This window comes from Brevundimonas sp., assembly GCF_041688735.1.
Lineage (GTDB): Bacteria > Pseudomonadota > Alphaproteobacteria > Caulobacterales > Caulobacteraceae > Brevundimonas.
Genome location: NZ_JBDNHO010000058.1, coordinates 1 through 16129, shown reverse-complemented (window position 1 = coordinate 16129; position 16129 = coordinate 1). Strand labels below are relative to the sequence as shown.

Genomic DNA, 16129 nt, shown 5'->3' with positions numbered 1-16129 from the left:
CGAAACACGATTACCATCGTTTGGCACATCGCCTTCGGCATGGTGCTGGGCCTGTCCTAGCGGTTGCTCACGAAGTAACAGGAACGGCGACGAGACAAGGGCGGATGGAATGAAGGACTGGGTGATTGGCGTCATCGGCGGGTCGGGGCTGTATGACCTCGACGGACTGACGGACCGGCAGACGCTAAGGCTGGAATCACCGTGGGGCGCGCCCTCTGATGATCTGGTGACAGGGACGCTGGACGGAGTTCGTCTCGTCTTCCTGCCCCGCCACGGCCAGGGGCACCGCCTGCCGCCCACAGCCATCAACGCCCGCGCAAACATCGACGTGTTGAAGCGGGCCGGTTGCACCGACGTGGTCTCGGTATCGGCGGTCGGATCGTTGAGGGAGGAACTGCCCCCCGGAACTTTCGTCGTGGTCGACCAGTTCATCGACCGGACCGTGGCGCGACCGGCGTCCTTCTTCGGCCCCGGCCTCGTCGCTCATGTCTCGATGGCCGATCCCGTCTGCCCGGTGCTGTCCGCCGCCGCTGCGGCGGCGGCGCGGGCGGCGGGCGCGATGACTGTCGAGGGCGGAACCTATGTCGTCATCGAGGGACCGCAGTTTTCGACCCGGGCCGAGAGCGAACTGTTCCGCACCTGGGGCTGTTCGGTGATCGGCATGACGGCCATGCCCGAGGCGCGGCTGGCACGCGAGGCGGAGCTACCCTACGCCAGCGTCTGCATGGTCACCGACTATGACTGCTGGCGCGCCGACACAGCCCATGTCGAGGTCGCGGGGGTGCTGGCCACGATGAGAGCCAATGCCGAAACGGCGCGAAGGATGCTGGGAGAAGTGGTCCGCGGCCTGCCGCAGGTCCGGCCCGCCTCGCCGATCGACACAGGGCTGGATCAGGCCGTGGTGACCGATCCCTCGGCCCGGGATCCGGCGCTGGCGAGCAAGCTGGCGGCGATCTGTCCCAGACTGTTCAGCGCCGACCCGGCACGCTGAGGTAGCGTCGCAGAGACGGCCCGTCATCGATGTCTTCCTGCTCCCGCAGCAGGGCGACCGGTCGTCCCTGCATCGCGGCCATGGTGTCTGCGAGGGCGTGTTCGGTCGACCACCGAACCCCGTCGAACGGCAGATGCAGGCGGGGCCGGCGGCGCAGTCCGACCAGCCAGTAGCCGCCGTCCCGCGCGGGTCCGAACACGGCGTCGTGGCGGCCAAGGGCGTAGAAGGCGTTTGCCACATCCTGACGCGTCACGGTCGGGGTGTCAGCGCCGAGGATGACCACCGGCCCCGGCGGCAGGGCGCGGACCACGCGGCTCATCCGGTCGCCGAGATCGCCCGAACCCTGGGCGATGGCTCGCGCAGGCGCGGTCCAGTCTGTCGGCCGATCCGGCGAGACGGCGATCCACAGGGTCCAGCGAGGGTCTGAACCGAGGGTGCGGCGCAGGCGGTCCAGTGAGGCCCGCGCAAACCGCAGCGCCTCAAGATCGCCGACGTCGGCGGCGAGGCGGCGCTTGCCCACGCCGTAGCGTGGCTTGCGCGCGAACAGCACCAGATGCCGGTCAACGGCCATAGAGGCGCGCGATCCGGGCCGGGGCGACGCCCACAAGATAGAGGACCAGACAAGACAGGTTGAGAACGCTCTGGCCGACCCAGCCACGCCGTCGCCAGCGCTCGGCCGAAGTTACGGCGTAGCCGTCGAGCACGCGGAGACGCCGCCGACCCAGCCGGCGCACCAGATCGACATCCTCCATCAACGGCAGACGCGCGAAGCCGCCGACTGCGTCATAGAGGTCGCGGTGGATCAGGAGCCCCTGATCGCCATAGGGCAGCGCCAGAAAAGCACCGCGCAGTCTGACGCCGACTTCCAGCACCCGGGCCTGCCAGGCCCGATCGTCGAGCTGGAAGCGGAACACAGCGGCCCACCTGCTGGCGTCGGGGCTGGCGATATGGGCGGCCAGCGCGGTCCAGGCCGCAGCGTCGGGTCGGGTGTCGGCATGCAGGAACAGCCGCCACGGCGCGGTCGAGGCCGCCGCGCCCACGGCCAGCTGGAGACCACGGCCTGGAGCCGAGCGGATGACACGCGCGCCATGGGCGGCGGCGATGGCGGCGGACTCATCGGTCGAGCCGCCGTCCACAACGATGACCGCGTTCGCCGGCGGAAGACCTTCCAGCGTCCCGGCCAGACGCTCGGCGCCGTTGAGCACAGGGATGATCACGTCGAGGCTACCGAGTGGGGGGCGGGGCATCGTCATGCGGCGCTGCAACTGGCACCCCCCAGCACGCAGAACTGGGCGCAGAAGGGATGGTTGAGCTGCACCGAACCCGAGGCGTCCGCCAAGGTCCGCCCCAGCTCGAACTGCGGATCATAGGGTGTCAGCGTGCAGGCGACGACGACGGCCCCGGCCGCGCCCTTGCGGCGGACGACCATGCGGCTGGTGGCGCACATCATCTGCGTAGGCGCCCGGTCGAGAATGTTCCAGCAGGCCTCGGTGATCTCGGGAACCGCGCGGTCCGCCTCCATCTCGGGGAACAGCACCAGGGCCGCCGGATCTTCGGCAGCGACCGCCAAAACGCGCGACCGGAACAGGACGCCAAAAGCCTCACGCGCGGCGGCTTCGCTCTCGTCAGCGAGGCGGCGGCCGGCGATGGCGATGCGCAGATCACGAGCGGCAAGCCAGTCCAGACCTTCCCAAGCCTTGTCCCAGGAACCAGGCCCACGCTCGGCGTCATGAACGTCGCGAGTATGGTGATCGAGACTGACGCGAAAGGTCAGACGCTCGCGATGGGCCGAGGCCAGATCGGCCAGCCGCTCGCCCCAGCGCAACATCGGACGCATGGCATTGGTCAGAACCAGGACCTCGTGTCCCGCCGCCAACGCAGCCTCAAACATGACCAGGATGTCGGGATTCATGAACGGTTCGCCGCCGGTGAAGCCGATCTCGCGAGTCGGCAGGCTCGCGTCCGTGATCTCGGTCAGATAGCGGGCGACGTCGTCGACCGTCAGATAGGACAGGGCGTCGTTGGTCGGTGAGCTCTCGATATAGCAGTTGGCGCAAGCGATGTTGCAGAGGGTGCCGGTGTTGAACCACAGGGTCTCCAGCCGGGTCTGGGCCACCGACGCACGGCGCGATCCATCAGCGGTGACGAAGGGATCGACGAACCGACCGGGGCCGGCGGCGTTCCGGTGGGTGGCGAAGGGCGAGGCAGGCATCGTCGTCATGGCGTCCTTGTGACAGTCACGACCCCCTCCTCCCAGAGCCAGAGTGTGATTCCTGCCTCTATTCGTCCTGCGGCCGGGAAAGTTTCAACCCTCTGGTCGAACGACGAGCTCTGACGCTGGTGCTACGGCGAGGAACGTGGAAGGCTGCGGGGATATGGAGAATGCGTCATGTCCTGGAGAACGAAGAGCGCTGGTCTCGCCCTGACGGTGTCGCTGCTGCTTCCCGTCTGGTTCATGGTCGCGGCGCTGGGGGTGAAGTTCGGACTGTGGCCCTGGCGGTTCGGGCTCGGGGTATTGATCGTGGAGTGGGGGCCGCGTCTGCTGATCGCCGCCGCAGTAATCGCTGTCGTCGCCCTGATCGCGGTGCTGGCGCGCAAGCCGCGCCGCGGCTGGCAGACAGCCCTGATCGCCCTGATCATCCCCGCCTTGGGTCTGGGGTATCTGGGCTGGATCAAGGTCCAGTCGGATGGGATTCCGCCGATCCACGACATCTCCACCGACATCGTCGATCCGCCGGTGCCGAGCGCCCGTCTGTTGGCCCTGCGAACGGCGGACGAGGCCAATCCGGTGCAGGACATGACCGCGCCGCTAACCGCCGCTGATGCTTATCAGGGCGAAGGTTTCGCCCGTTTCGGGGACAAGAGCCTGGGCTTGGTCGGGCATGAGGCCTACCCGGGCCTGCGCACGGTGGAACTCGCCGTTCCGCCGGCCGCCGCCTTCGCCGCCGCCACCGACGCGGCGCGGGGCATGGGCTGGACCCTCGTCACCGAGGATGAATCCAGCGGAACCCTCGAAGCGACCGCCGAGACCTTCTGGTTCGGGTTCCAGGATGACGTGATCATCCGGGTGCGTCCGACAACCGACGCCAAGCGGTCGCGCATTGATGCTCGCTCGATCTCGCGCGTCGGCCTGAGCGATCTGGGTGCCAACGCCAAACGGATCGACGTCTATCTGGCGCGGGTATCGGCCGAACGGGGTTCCTAAGAACGAACGCCGCCGGCGGACTGTAACCACGGCCGCCGCTTCCACGAATATGCGCCACGGCTTTGCTGGCCGATGCGGAGCGCCGATGACCGCCTTATGTCCGTGGATACGATGCGCCAGAACCGGAGGCTGACTGCATGACCCGCGACACCGCCCGCCTCCCCGCCGGAAGTCCCCTTCACGATACAATCCGCGGGACGGCCTGAATGACGGCCAGCCGACTGGTGTTGGTCGGCGCGGGTCATGCCCATTTGCATCTGGTGCGCGAGGCTGACCGGCTCCGCGCTGCGGGGCTGGCGGTGACCCTGATCGCGCCCTGTCGGTTCCAGTATTCCGGCCTCGCCAGCGGCGTCCTGTCCGGGGCGCTGGAGGTCGAGGCGGCCGAGATCGATGTGGTGGCGCTGGCGGCGGACTTCGGCGTTCGGCATCTGCCGCAGCCGGTCACCGCGATTGACCGCAAGGCGCGGACATTGACGCTGGCGGGAGGCGCGACCGAGCCGTTCGACGTCCTGTCCCTGAACATCGGCAGCTTGGCGTCTGACCCTCACGGGTTGGCCGCCCATGCGGGCGTCTGGCCGGTCAAACCGCTGGCCAACCTGTTCGCCCTGCGCGCCCGGATCGAGGTTGAGATCGCCAGAGGCGGCCCCTCGCCGCGGATGATGGTCGCGGGCGGCGGCCAGAGCGCGCTGGAGATCGCCGCCAGCCTTTGCGGCCTGATCGAAAAAGCTGGACTGCGCCCCGATGTGACGGTGGCCGCGCCGGTCTTTGGAGCCACCCTGCCCGCCGCCGCCCGGGCCCGATTGCTGGCCTCACTGACCAAAAGAGGGGTCAGCCTCCGCACCGGCACGGTGGTCGGACGCGAGGCGGACGCCTGTCGTCTGGCCGACGGTGCGGTCTGGCCGTGTGACCATCTGGTGCTGGCGACCGGTCTTGTAGCCCCGCCGCTGATCGACGATCTGGCGCTGCCTGTCGACGGTGACGGACGGTTGAGGGTGACGGCGACGCTGCAGTCCGTCGGTGATTCGGCGATCTTCGCGGCCGGAGACTGCGCTGTGATCGCAGACGACCCACGTCCGGCGGCGGGGATTTTCGGCGTCCGCGCCGCGCCCGTCCTACTGAACAACCTGGCGGCTATGGGCAATGACCGGACCCTGAAGACCTATCAGCCTCAGCGTCGTTGGCTGTCGATTATGGATCTGGGCGATGGCTGCGGTCTGGCCATACGCGGTCAATTCTGGTCGCTGGGGCAACCCGCGCTTCGTTTCAAGCGTTACCTCGATCTGGGCTTTGTCCGGCGCATGCGAGCGCTACCCCACACGACAGGAGAGCGACCATGACGAGCTATGCTGATCTCAGCGCCGTCTTCATCAACACGAGCCTGAAACGGTCCAGCGAGACCTCGCACACCCAGACGCTGATGGATGTCCCCATCGCCATCATGGAGGCCCAGGGGGTTAAGACCACCACCCTGCGTGCCGCCGATCTGGACATTCCGCCCGGGGTCCAGCCCGACATGACCGAACACGGCTGGGACAGCGACGGCTGGCCGGCGGTGCAGGAACAGGTGATGGCGGCCAACATCCTGGTCATCGGCACGCCTATCTGGCTGGGCGACAAGTCGTCGATCTGCACGCGGGTGATCGAGCGGCTGTACGGCTATTCCGGCAAGCTCAACGAAAAGGGGCAATGGGCCTATTACGGTCGGGTGGGCGGCTGCATCGTCACCGGCAATGAGGACGGCATCAAACACTGCGCGATGAACATCCTCTATTCGCTTCAGCACCTCGGCTATGTCATCCCGCCCCAGGCCGACGCCGGCTGGATCGGCGAGGCCGGGCCGGGGCCGTCCTATGGAGACGACGGCAAGGTCGGGCTGGATAATGAGTTTACCCAGCGCAACACCACCTTCATGGCCTGGAACTTGATGCATATGGCCCGAATGCTGAAAGACGCCGGGGGCATTCCGGCGCACGGCAACCAGAAGAGCGCCTGGGACAAGGGTGAGCGCTTCGACCATCCGAACCCGGAGTATCGCTGAGCCATGGGCGCCGCCGATTTCAACTTCGCCAACACAACCGGCCGCCAGCTGTCGGGCGTCCTCGAACGGGGCGGCGGAGCGGTGCGGGCGTGGGCCCTGTTCGCCCATTGTTTCACCTGCGACAAGACCTCGCTGGCGGCCGTGCGGGTCAGCCGGGCCCTGGCCGGGCGAGGCATCGGCGTGCTGCGCTTCGACTTCACCGGTCTGGGCGAGAGCGAGGGCGAATTCGGGCGCGGTCTGTCCGGCGATGTACAGGACGTGGTCTGCGCCGCCCGGGCGATGGCGGGCGCGGGAATGACTCCACACCTGCTGGTCGGTCACAGCTTCGGCGGGGCGGCGGTGTTGGCGGCGACCGGCGAACTGGAGGCGGTCAGGGCCGTGGCCGTGATCGGGACCCCGTTCGACGCCGAACATGTCCTGACCCACATCGATCCGGCCTTGAAGGAAGCCACCGCCGGACAACGCGTTCCGGTCGAGATCGGCGGTCGCGCCTTCGAGCTGGGCGCCGACTTCGTGCGCGACATCTGCGGCCACAACCAGAAGGCCCGGATCGCGGATCTGGGCCGCGCCCTTCTGGTGCTGCATTCGCCGGTCGATGAGATCGTCTCGATCGACAACGCCTCCAACATCTTTCTGTCCGCCCGTCACCCCAAGAGCTTCGTTTCGCTGGACCACGCCAACCATCTGCTGACCCGCGAAGCTGACTCCGACTATGCGGCGGCGGTGATCGCGGCCTGGGCCAGCCGCTATCTTGAGCTCGCCCCCGAACCGGTCGGCGAGCCGGTCGAAGCGCCGGTCCAGGGCGTCCGGGTCGAGGAGACCGGAGCCGGGAAATTCCAGGTGCGGGTGGCCACCCCCTCGACCACCTTCCTCGCGGACGAGCCGGTCAGCGTCGGCGGTCTGGATTCGGGCCCTACCCCCTATGATCTACTGAGCGCCGGTCTGGGTGCCTGCACCGCGATGACCTGCCGGCTCTATGCCGAGCGCAAGAACTGGCCGCTGGAACGGGTGGTGGTCGAGGTCGGGCATACGGCCAAGACGGCGTCGGAGCCGGACCGGTTCGTGCGCAAGATCGCCTTCCAGGGCGAACTCGATGAGACGCAGCACGTCCGGCTGCTGGAGATCGCGGATCGCTGCCCCGTGCACCGCACCTTGACCGAGAGCGCGCTGGTCGAGACCGTGCGGCTGGCCGACGATCAGCCCGATGCGGGCGCCGAGAACTGCGCCGAGGGGCACGGACTACTGATGCAGGAAGTCTGCGTCGAGGCCGATCGCCTCGACGGCAACGACGCGCCTGTCCGCAACGTCATCCCATCGCCGATTCCCAAACCCTGATCAGGCGAACCGCTTTAGAATTGACACCAGCTTGCGGGTCCGGCCTGAGAACAACGCCGGCGAATACCACTGACCTGCCAGCCGCTTGCCAATCTCGCCCCGGGTCGGATACGGCGCGATCATGCTGGTCAGCTGGCTGAGCTTGAGCCCCGCTGACATCACCAGCGACCACAGGTGGATGTGGTCGCCGGCGTGGCGGCCGACGAGCGTGACGCCCAGCACCTTGCCCTTTTTTGTGGTTATCAGCTTGCCGAAACCGCGCGTGTCGCCTTCGGCGATGGCCCGGTCATTCTCGGCGAAGTCAAAAGTCTCAACGCGCAGATCGTCGCCGTGAACCTTGCGGGCTTCGGCTTCGCCCAGGCCGATGGAGGCCAGTTCCGGATCGCAGTAGGTCACGCGTGGCACCTGCAGGGCGTCGGCATCGACCGGCATTGCGAAGACGGCCCGGCGCACGACCAGCGAAGCGTGCGCCCCGGCCAGATGGGTGAACTGGCCCCGACCGGCCACATCACCAACGGCGTAGACTCGCTTGTTGCTGCTGCGCAGGGATTTGTCGGTGACGATGCCGTTCCGGTCGGTCGCGACGCCGGCCTTGTCGAGGTCGAGACCCTCCAGCGAGGCCTTCCGTCCAACCGCGACCAGCAGGTGCGAGCCGATGACCGTCCGGGTCTGGCCGTCGCAATCGACCTGCAGCATCGGTCCGGCCTCGACCCGCGTCGCCTTGCAGCCTGCCATCACCTCGACCCCGTCGGCACGAAGCTGGGCCAGGACCACTGCGACGGCGGCGGGATCTTCTCGCCCCAGCAGGGCGTCGGCCTCGATGATCACGACCTCGGAGCCCAGCCGACGGAAGGCTTGGCCCAGTTCGACCCCGATCGGGCCGCCGCCAAGCACGATCAGGCGCTCTGGCAGGACGGTCAAGTCGAACAGCGACTCATTGGTCAGATAGGGGACGGCATCCAGACCCGGAATCGGCGGTACAGCGGCGCGGGAACCGGAGGCGACGATGATCTTGCGGGCCTGCACCCATAGGCTGTCGCTGGCGAGCGTGCGGTCGTCGATGAACCGGGCCGCCTCGCGAACGACGCGGACACCGAGCCCCTCGAAGCGGGACTGACTGTCATTGGGCGCGATGGCGGCGATGGCGGCGTGGACGTGGGCCATGACACGCGCGAAGTCGACCGTCACCGCGCCGGCGGACATTCCGAGCTCGGCGGCTGAGCGGGCCTCATGCGCGGCGCTGGCGGCGGCGATCAGGGCCTTTGACGGCACGCAGCCGTAGTTGAGGCAGTCGCCGCCCATCTCGCCCTTTTCGAACAGCACGACCTTGAGGCCCAACTGGGCCGCGCCAGCGGCGACGGAGAGCCCGCCGGAACCGGCGCCAATCACGGCAAGGTCGGCCTTTGTGATCTTCGGGCTCATAATGATTTTCCGGACTTGGCGCGAAAGCGTTGGAACAGCGTGGTACCAAGCGAAAGTAGTCCGAGGGCAACCAGCGGCAGCAGGATTTTCGGGTCGAAGATAACGCCAAGGTCGGGCGTCTCGCCGCGCGCTATCACGGCGTCGATGCCTGCTCCGACTCCGCTGTAGATGAAGGTAGCGGGCATGATCCCGAACAGCGTCGCCAAGGCGTAAGCCTTGAGCGGCGCATCCGCCAGCGCGGCGGCGACATTCACCAGCCAGAAGGGAGCGACCGGGATGAGCCGCAGTGTCAGGATATAGCCGAACGCCCCGTCGCGGACCCCGTCGATGACTGTCTTCAACGTCCCGCCGTTCGCCTCGGCCCGGGCTCTGAGCACCTGGCCGAACGACGTCTGGACGACGTAGAAGATTGCGATGGACCCGAGGGTGGCCCCGATCACGGTGGCCGTCCCGCCAACCCACGTCCCGAACAGGTAGCCGCCCGCCAGGGTCAGGATGACAGCGCCGGGAATGCTCAGCGCAGTAGCGAGCGCGTAAAGCGCGACGAATGCGAGCAGGGCAAGCGGCAGATAGGCACCGATGAAGTCACGCAGGGTGGCCTCGTGGGTCTGAAGCGCCTCAAGGCTGATATACCGGGTCGCGCCGCTGGCGAAGACTGCGGCCACTGCGGCCAGAAGAAGGATGACTGGGCCGTAGCGTTTGATGGCGGTCATCAGGCTATCGCGTGGCATTCAGCGTCCAGTCGTAGACATTGCGGTCGATGCGCGTCGCGGCCTGCAGGCGGGTCCTCAGCGGCGCGTCGGCGTAGCGCACGAGATGGGCGATGACGCGGGCGTCGGAGCGGCCGAAGTCCTCAGCGAACCACTCGTAGATCGATGACACGACCAGCGCGTTCCCGTCAAAACGGGCACCTCTTGAGTGGTTGACAAAGGCGCGCGCGGCGACGTCCAGCGAGGGGCCCAGGGTCGCTCCGCGCAAGGCACGCAGTGGCAGGTTGGGACAGCCGAAAGCGGCACAATTGACGGCGTAGTGCACACGGGGGTCGGTCCAGCCCTTTCGCAGTATGTTGTGCTCCATGTCGTCGAGCGAGAGCTCGACACCGTCAACGCTCGCGACCTTTCGCTTCCACGGCCCGGGGATCAGCCCGGATCGGATGTCCCTGATCGAGCGCACTGGAAAGGCATCCAACACAACGTCGATGGTCACGGCATTGTAGAGATTGGCCCAGAAGGCGAACTGTTCGGGGCGGGTCAGGGTCAACGGGTTCAGCCGGGTCAGACTGGCGATATAGGCAGTCAAAGCCGCGCGGTCAGCGGCGGAAGCCTTCCAGCCAGCGTAGTCCACGCGCACCACGCCGTCCCGCGAATTGCGGGCCCGACGGGCCAGGAGGGTATCGAAACGGGCATGGTCGACCACCCCGTTCCCGGAACGATCGGCGGCGAAGCGCGCAACGCTCTGCGCCGCAGCCGGCCCCGCGATCGCGGCGAATGTTGCGCCAGCGACAAGCTCGCGTCTGGAGAAAATGCCCATCAGAACCTCGCCGTCAGCCGGGTGTATAGATACCGCCCGTTGATCCCGACAGGCGACAGGATGTCATACGGCAAGTTGCCGAAAAAAATTGATGTCTGCGTTGGACAGGTCCGGATAGTTGTCAAGGGCGTTTGAAACTCCAGCCGTGAGGGTCAAGTCTGGAGCGAGTTCGACCGCCCCCTCCCGGTCCAGACTTGTCTCTGCCCCATATTCCTGACGAGGCTCGAAGCCGCCGCCTAAATATAAACCCCAGATGAGGCCAGCTCTCCGCTAAATCCGGCCCCCGCCTGTCTCAAGACTTCTGACGACGTACACGTGAAGTACCCGCTGTCGCTCCGCAACCTGAAGAATTCGCTGGCCGAGCGCGGCACCGACATTTGCCACGGGCTGCACGGCTCGGCTCACACTTGAGCCGAGCTCATCAACCACAAACGATGCAAAAGTTTAACCGACTTAATGCGAGCACCTCGGGGATGAAGGTGGCGAAGATCGCTGGCCAGGTATTTAGTTTGCGGCCCGTCCCGAGGGAAGCGCGCGCGCGACGCGTAAGTGCAATAGGCTTGGACAGGCCAATTGTAAGGAGACCCGGCATGCGTAACTTCAATCCCGCGCCCTTCATCGCTGTCGCAGCGGCCGTGGCGTTTGTCGCCGGACCGGCGGTGGCTCACGCCCGGCTGGTCAGCTCCACGCCGCTGCCGGACTCCACCGTCGCCGCGACCCGGTCGGTCACCCTGACCTTCAGCGAGCGCACAATTCCGGCCTTTTCCGGTTTCGACATCATCAATGCGGCGGGCGACAAGGTCGCGGTCCGCACCTCCGTGGGCGAGGACGGCAAGACCCTGACGGGGGCTTTGGCGCGCCCGCTCACACCCGGCACCTACCGCGTCAACTGGCGCATCGCATCGAGCGACGGCCACCGCATGACGGGATTCTACGCCTTCTCGGTCCGCTAAGGTCGTGCTGGAGGTCGCGGTCATTGTTCTCCGCTGGCTTCAATACAGCGGCGCGGCCGTCCTTCTCGGCGCGCCGCTGTTCCTGCTCTACAGTTTCAGAGGTGCGGACGGCCCCAACCTCGCCTGGGCGCGCCCCACGCTGATCGTCGCGGCGATCGTCGTCGCTCTGGGCTCGGTCGCCGCCCTGGTCGCCCAAACCGCGGTCATGGCCGGGTCGCTGAGCGAGGCCATCAAGCCTGCCTCTCTATCCTTCATGATCACCGGCACGGCCCTGGGCATGGCGATGGTGGCTCGAGCCGCGATCGCGCTCCTGATCCTGGCGGCTTCAATCGTCTTGCGCCGAGGACGAAAGCTGTGGAGTCTGGCGGTGGCGGGCGGGCTCGTCGTCGCCGCCAGCTTCGCCTGGACAGGCCATGGAGCCGCAACCGAAGGACCCGAGGGCCTCATCCACCTCGTGGCCGCCATCATTCACGCCGTCGCAGCCGCCGTTTGGCTTGGAGCGCTGGCGGTCCTGACCCTCCTGCTGCTGCGCCGAACTGCGCCGGACGACCTGACGATCCATCGCGCCTTGCAAGGCTTCGCCGGCATGGGAACCGTGGCTGTGGTCCTGCTGGTCCTGACCGGCCTGGTGAACAGCTGGTTCATGGTCGGACCCGCGCGCATCGGCGACCTGGGCTCCAGCCTTTACGGCCAGCTTCTGATCGCCAAGCTGGCCCTGTTCGGCCTGATGCTCGCCCTCGCGGCCGAACACCGTTTCCGCTCGACACCCGCCTTGGGAATCTTTCTGGTCGCTGGCGAGGATCCTCGGCCTGCGCTTGCTCGCCTGCGACGCAGCGTAATCGCGGAAACAGCGGTCGGGATCGTTCTGCTGGGCCTGGTGGCCGTTATGGGCACGCTGGCACCGCCGTCGGCGATGTGAGGTTGCGCACGCGCTCAGCGAGGCGCACGCGACGACCAGTGGATGTGGTGGATGCGCCAGCCGTCGCTGTGCCGCTTCAGCACCATCGTCTCCGCCGAAAGCCGATCCACCGCTCGATCGTTGAACCGGCCAGTCGTGCGGCCTTCGCTGGTAATCCAGGCGATATCCCCGGACGCCCAGACCGATCTGCGCGCGACCGTCGCTTCGGTCGCGGCGGCGAAGGCGGCGTCGGCACTGAGGTGGTGGGACGCATACTCATCGCGCGAGCGTTCCGCGCCGCCCTCTTCAAAGATCATCACCTCCGGTGTCAGCAGCGCCAAGGCGGCCGCGGTGTCGCCGACCTTGAGGGCGGCATGGAAGGCGTCGACAGCCACTGCGGCATCCGCTGCCTCCGGCGCGACGGAACCTGCGGTGGGACCATGGCCGTGGGCGTGGTCCTGAGCAAAGGCGGGGCTGGTTGAAAGCACGACGAGCGAAACAGCCAGGGCGAGGGAGGCGGGGGACATGAGAGGCTCCGGTTTCGTGTTGATCTGAATGGAGTGAGCCGACCTGCGTCAGGCCGGGGGGTTGTGGCGAGCGAACACGCGAGAGGCGCCTGATCGGAGCACCAGCAAGGTGTCGTAGGGGTCCTTGTGCCCCTGTGGCGTCTCCATGCCGGGCGAACCGAGCGGCATCCCCGGCACGGCGAGGCCCACCGCCGTCGGTCGTTCGCTCAGCAAACGGATGACGTCCGCTGCAGGCACATGGCCCTCGACCAGATAGCCGTCGATCAGCCCGGTGTGGCAGGAGGCCAGGGCGTCGGGAAACCCTCTGGCGATCCGGATCGGCCGAAGGTCGGGCAGGACGTTGACCGTGGCCATGAACCCGGCCTGCCGCATATGCGCGATCCACCCGTCGCAGCAGGGGCAGGTCGGCGTCTTGTAGACGACGAGATTACGCGGCCGGCGTGACTGGGCGCAGGCGGCTCCGCCCGAACCAATAAAGACGGCGGCTCCCAGCAGCAGGCGGCGGTTGATTGTGGCGGAGTTCAAAACGGTTCTCCCTGATCGCTGCGAATGGATCGTCTGGCTTCGACGGGGTCGTTTGCCTTCGGCACCATCCACTCCCGGAGCAAGTGGCGGCCCGGTCGCTCGACGAGACCATGGATGGTGGCGGCGGCGGCGACCGTCAATAGCAGCATCGCCGTCAACTCGGTAGGACCCATCCGGTCACTCGCGCCACCGGGATGTCCCGATCGTTCTCTGCTATCTACGCGGGGCGCGGCTGGTCCCTTTCGTGAGGGGAAGCCGGGACCAGCGCGTATGGCATATGGGGCGTGACGCAGGTGTGCGATGACTGACCATATACAAAGGTTGATTGCGGCGACGTCCCCCGGGGGCGGTGCGCGCCTGGACGCGATGGAAGCGGCGGTCTGGACGCGGATCGGCGTGATCGGCGAGCGCCGCCGCATCGGTCAGGTTCGGCTCGCTGCCGTGGCGCTCGCTCTGATGGTGGGCGTCGCGAATGGTGGACTCATGATGCTCGCGCCGCGACCACAGCCGTCAGAGATGCGGATTTTCTACGTATCGTCCGAACTGTCTCCGCTCGTCACCCTGGACGTCGCGGGATGACGGCCAACTGGAAGTCCGTCGTAATCACCGCGCTGTTGGCGGCCTTGGCCAGCGGTGCCGCGACCTGGGCGAGCGCGACCTGGATCATGCGGGAGCGAGAGGCCCCAAGTCTTCACAGCATCGTCCATGACGAACTCGATTTGAACGCCGATCAGAAACGTCGGCTGGACGCCATCGAAGCCCGGTTCGCCGGACGCCGGCAGGCACTGGAGGCCGAAGTCCGCGCCGCGAACCAGGAACTGGCCGCCGCGATCGCCGCGAGCGACGGTGACACGCCTCAGGTCCAGGCCGCAGTTGATCATTTCCACGTCGCCATGGGCGACCTCCAAAAAGCGACAGTCGGCCATGTCTTCGTGATGAGATCGGTGCTGACGCCCGCCCAGGCCGAGGTCTTCGATGGCCGCGTGGTTGAGGCCTTGCACCAAGACGCTGACTAAGCGCCGCACGTGGAGGAGAACGCGCGCACAGAAGTTCGGGCCTCGCGGGGAGAGCGGGCTGCTTTTACTGCACTGATGACCGCCACCAAGGCTGACCTCTACCGGTTTGTCCGCCGCTACGTCGGCGACGAGGACGAGGCCCACGATGTGCTTCAGGAAGCCTACGCTTCGGCCTGGCTGGCGATACGTCGATACGACCCCGCCCGCCCGTTCGACGTCTGGCTCCGGTCCATAGCCGTCAACAAATGCCGCGACTGGAGCCGGCGCCGCGCGGTCCGCCGGGTCGTGCGCGGTATCATGGGCCTGGACTCCCCCGAAGCGGCGGCCGTGGGCCAGGACGTCCCCTCACCCGAGGCCCGGCTGGACGACCGACGCCAGCTTTCCGAACTACAACGCGCGTTGACGGACCTGCCGGCTTCCCTGAAGGGACCCCTGCTGCTGGCGACGCTCGAAGGGCGCTCCCATGCCGAGATCGCAGCAATTCTCGGCATCACGACCAAGGCCGTGGAAACCCGGATCGCGCGCGCGCGTCAGAAGCTCGGCGAGGCCGTGAAACCGAACGCGCGCACCGGCGCTTGACCTTTGCCTTGTTGGAAAGGTGAACACGCCCGGCATCGCACCGCGCTGTGGCGACCTACGCAAGGGGGTCGGACGCGTGAATGCTTATCTGAACGAACACGCCGAGTAAGGACTCTCTCCTACATTTCGATGCCACACCTCGATCGCGGGACGCTTCTCCGTGGTGCCGCAGCCGGCGGTGGACTGCTCGGGCTTCAAGGCCCGCTGCCGGCATGGGCGCAGACGGGATCGCCGGGGCTGCGGGCCGACCTGCCGACGCAGGCGGGGCCGAATAACGAGCTGACAGTGGGTCATACGCCCTTCACCGTCGGCGGGCGGACGGGTCAAACGGTGACGGTCAATGGCGTGCTTCCCGCGCCGCTGCTACGTCTCCGCGAAGGCCAGAATGCCTACTTCGTGCGCGCCACCGACATCCTGCGCGAGCGGGCCCAAATCAAACGGCAGACCCTCCGAAATCGGCGCTTGCAGCACCGCAAAATCGCCGCCTGAATATCAACCCCGGATGAGGCCATCTCTCCGCTAAATCCGGACCCCGCCTGTCTCAAAACTTCTGACGACGTACACTACCGGAATCCCCCGCGAGTCAGACAAACTCACCGCTGCTATTATACGAGATGGACACGGCTACGACCGGAGCCTTGAGGTCCTCATGCACGATGACGGTCAGGCCGTTCTCCAGCTGGAACCGCGACCACGGAATATCCACGCGGGCGACCCGGTCGGCGACCGGCGCGCTCCTAAGAGGATCGGCCCGGACGACGAAGCATGGGCAAGACTTGCTTTTCACCGTAGCTGTTGGAGCCGACCATAACGACGGTGGCACGGCGCGCAATTGGCGGAAGCTGGCTTGGCTAACAAGTCCCATGACTGGAGACGTTTTGTCGAGGGACAACGGCACGGTGGTAACGTCGGAGATCGCCGCTCGCCATCGCACATCTCAACGACGGCCGCTGACTCGACGCTTCGGGTGGGCTAGAGCAGCCGCCCGCTGAGTTGAATCGAATGTGATCGAGCGGGGGATTCCCATCGGGTCCGAACCGTGAGTCCATGGGTCTTCTGATTGGGAGGCTATTATGGGCAAGGCGCGTTCGGACGATCTTCGGGAGCGTG

At 66.8% G+C, this 16129-nt stretch carries 21 protein-coding genes and 1 pseudogene; 12 read left to right on the top strand and 10 right to left on the bottom strand.

Features of this window, described 5'->3' with window-relative positions:
• Positions 1–109 precede the first annotated feature (109 nt).
• Positions 110–991 carry an S-methyl-5'-thioadenosine phosphorylase gene (gene mtnP / locus ACESMO_RS06580; RefSeq protein ID WP_372707367.1) on the top strand — a complete coding sequence of 294 codons (882 nt, stop codon included), beginning with the start codon at positions 110–112 and terminating at the stop codon, positions 989–991.
• Here the strand turns inward: mtnP and ACESMO_RS06575 are convergent.
• The 3 genes from ACESMO_RS06575 to ACESMO_RS06565 are packed head-to-tail and all read right to left on the bottom strand — an operon-like array spanning position 969 to position 3212.
• Positions 969–1562, bottom strand: a complete 594-nt coding sequence (locus ACESMO_RS06575) for a DUF2064 domain-containing protein (RefSeq protein WP_372707366.1) — start codon at positions 1560–1562, stop codon at positions 969–971. The genes mtnP and ACESMO_RS06575 overlap by 23 nt on opposite strands.
• Complete coding sequence (locus ACESMO_RS06570; protein WP_372707365.1) at positions 1552–2244, bottom strand: TIGR04283 family arsenosugar biosynthesis glycosyltransferase; 693 nt, start codon at positions 2242–2244, stop codon at positions 1552–1554. Before ACESMO_RS06570 ends, ACESMO_RS06575 begins: the two co-directional genes overlap by 11 nt.
• Complete coding sequence (locus ACESMO_RS06565; RefSeq protein WP_372707364.1) at positions 2241–3212, bottom strand: radical SAM protein; 972 nt, start codon at positions 3210–3212, stop codon at positions 2241–2243. Before ACESMO_RS06565 ends, ACESMO_RS06570 begins: the two co-directional genes overlap by 4 nt.
• Positions 3213–3380: 168 nt before the next feature.
• On the opposite strand from ACESMO_RS06565, the gene ACESMO_RS06560 reads away from it, so the two are divergent.
• From ACESMO_RS06560 to ACESMO_RS06545, 4 genes are all read left to right on the top strand, one after another.
• On the top strand, positions 3381–4196 hold the full coding sequence (locus ACESMO_RS06560; protein ID WP_372707363.1) for a DUF1499 domain-containing protein: 816 nt from the start codon (positions 3381–3383) through the stop codon (positions 4194–4196).
• Positions 4197–4402: 206 nt separating this feature from the next.
• Positions 4403–5533, top strand: a complete 1131-nt coding sequence (locus ACESMO_RS06555) for an NAD(P)/FAD-dependent oxidoreductase (protein ID WP_372707362.1) — start codon at positions 4403–4405, stop codon at positions 5531–5533.
• Complete coding sequence (locus ACESMO_RS06550; RefSeq protein ID WP_372707361.1) at positions 5530–6234, top strand: flavodoxin family protein; 705 nt, start codon at positions 5530–5532, stop codon at positions 6232–6234. Before ACESMO_RS06555 ends, ACESMO_RS06550 begins: the two co-directional genes overlap by 4 nt.
• A 3-nt stretch (positions 6235–6237) precedes the next feature.
• Positions 6238–7569 (top strand): alpha/beta fold hydrolase, encoded by a 1332-nt coding sequence (locus ACESMO_RS06545; protein ID WP_372707360.1) that lies wholly within the window; start codon positions 6238–6240, stop codon positions 7567–7569.
• On the opposite strand, the gene ACESMO_RS06540 is transcribed toward ACESMO_RS06545, so the two are convergent.
• From ACESMO_RS06540 to ACESMO_RS06530, 3 genes are read right to left on the bottom strand one after another with little or no spacing between them, the layout of a single operon-like run.
• Positions 7570–8991, bottom strand: coding sequence for an NAD(P)/FAD-dependent oxidoreductase (locus ACESMO_RS06540; RefSeq protein ID WP_372707359.1), 1422 nt, complete (start codon positions 8989–8991; stop codon positions 7570–7572).
• Complete coding sequence (locus ACESMO_RS06535; RefSeq protein WP_372707358.1) at positions 8988–9704, bottom strand: TVP38/TMEM64 family protein; 717 nt, start codon at positions 9702–9704, stop codon at positions 8988–8990. The genes ACESMO_RS06540 and ACESMO_RS06535 overlap by 4 nt, the downstream gene beginning before the upstream one ends.
• Before the next feature lie 4 nt (positions 9705–9708).
• The gene (locus ACESMO_RS06530) at positions 9709–10407 is read right to left on the bottom strand and encodes a DUF547 domain-containing protein (protein WP_372707357.1); all 699 of its coding nucleotides are present in this window, start codon (positions 10405–10407) and stop codon (positions 9709–9711) included.
• Between ACESMO_RS06530 and ACESMO_RS06525 the strand changes: the two genes are divergently transcribed.
• From ACESMO_RS06525 to copD, 3 genes are all read left to right on the top strand, one after another.
• On the top strand, positions 10396–10656 hold the full coding sequence (locus ACESMO_RS06525) for a hypothetical protein (RefSeq protein ID WP_372707356.1): 261 nt from the start codon (positions 10396–10398) through the stop codon (positions 10654–10656). The genes ACESMO_RS06530 and ACESMO_RS06525 overlap by 12 nt on opposite strands.
• A 455-nt stretch (positions 10657–11111) precedes the next feature.
• The gene (gene copC / locus ACESMO_RS06520) at positions 11112–11474 is read left to right on the top strand and encodes a copper homeostasis periplasmic binding protein CopC (RefSeq protein ID WP_372707355.1); all 363 of its coding nucleotides are present in this window, start codon (positions 11112–11114) and stop codon (positions 11472–11474) included.
• A 4-nt stretch (positions 11475–11478) separates the two neighbouring features.
• Positions 11479–12393, top strand: a complete 915-nt coding sequence (gene copD, locus ACESMO_RS06515; RefSeq protein WP_372707354.1) for a copper homeostasis membrane protein CopD — start codon at positions 11479–11481, stop codon at positions 12391–12393.
• A gap of 14 nt (positions 12394–12407) precedes the next feature.
• On the opposite strand, the gene ACESMO_RS06510 is transcribed toward copD, so the two are convergent.
• Both ACESMO_RS06510 and ACESMO_RS06505 read right to left on the bottom strand, forming a co-directional pair.
• The gene (locus ACESMO_RS06510) at positions 12408–12899 is read right to left on the bottom strand and encodes a nuclear transport factor 2 family protein (RefSeq protein ID WP_372707353.1); all 492 of its coding nucleotides are present in this window, start codon (positions 12897–12899) and stop codon (positions 12408–12410) included.
• 48 nt (positions 12900–12947) lie between these two features.
• The gene (locus tag ACESMO_RS06505; protein ID WP_372707352.1) at positions 12948–13424 is read right to left on the bottom strand and encodes a DUF411 domain-containing protein; all 477 of its coding nucleotides are present in this window, start codon (positions 13422–13424) and stop codon (positions 12948–12950) included.
• Between the two features lie 366 nt (positions 13425–13790).
• On the opposite strand from ACESMO_RS06505, the gene ACESMO_RS06500 reads away from it, so the two are divergent.
• From ACESMO_RS06500 to ACESMO_RS06485, 4 genes are all read left to right on the top strand, one after another.
• Positions 13791–14003 carry a hypothetical protein gene (locus ACESMO_RS06500; RefSeq protein ID WP_372707351.1) on the top strand — a complete coding sequence of 71 codons (213 nt, stop codon included), beginning with the start codon at positions 13791–13793 and terminating at the stop codon, positions 14001–14003.
• Positions 14000–14440 (top strand): Spy/CpxP family protein refolding chaperone, encoded by a 441-nt coding sequence (locus ACESMO_RS06495; protein WP_372707350.1) that lies wholly within the window; start codon positions 14000–14002, stop codon positions 14438–14440. Before ACESMO_RS06500 ends, ACESMO_RS06495 begins: the two co-directional genes overlap by 4 nt.
• Before the next feature lie 9 nt (positions 14441–14449).
• A complete protein-coding gene (locus tag ACESMO_RS06490) occupies positions 14450–15019 on the top strand; it encodes an RNA polymerase sigma factor (RefSeq protein WP_372707349.1) in 570 nt (189 codons plus the stop codon).
• Between the two features lie 129 nt (positions 15020–15148).
• Entirely contained in the window at positions 15149–15508 is a 360-nt protein-coding gene (locus ACESMO_RS06485) for a hypothetical protein (RefSeq protein ID WP_372707368.1), read from the top strand.
• On the opposite strand, the pseudogene ACESMO_RS06480 reads toward ACESMO_RS06485, so the two are convergent.
• Together ACESMO_RS06480 and ACESMO_RS06475 are read right to left on the bottom strand one after the other, a co-directional pair.
• Positions 15508–15582 (bottom strand): annotated as a pseudogene (locus ACESMO_RS06480) (hypothetical protein); the annotation flags it as partial. The gene ACESMO_RS06485 and the pseudogene ACESMO_RS06480 overlap by 1 nt on opposite strands.
• Positions 15583–15602: 20 nt before the next feature.
• Complete coding sequence (locus ACESMO_RS06475) at positions 15603–15806, bottom strand: hypothetical protein (protein ID WP_372707348.1); 204 nt, start codon at positions 15804–15806, stop codon at positions 15603–15605.
• Between the last annotated feature and the right edge of the window lie 323 nt (positions 15807–16129).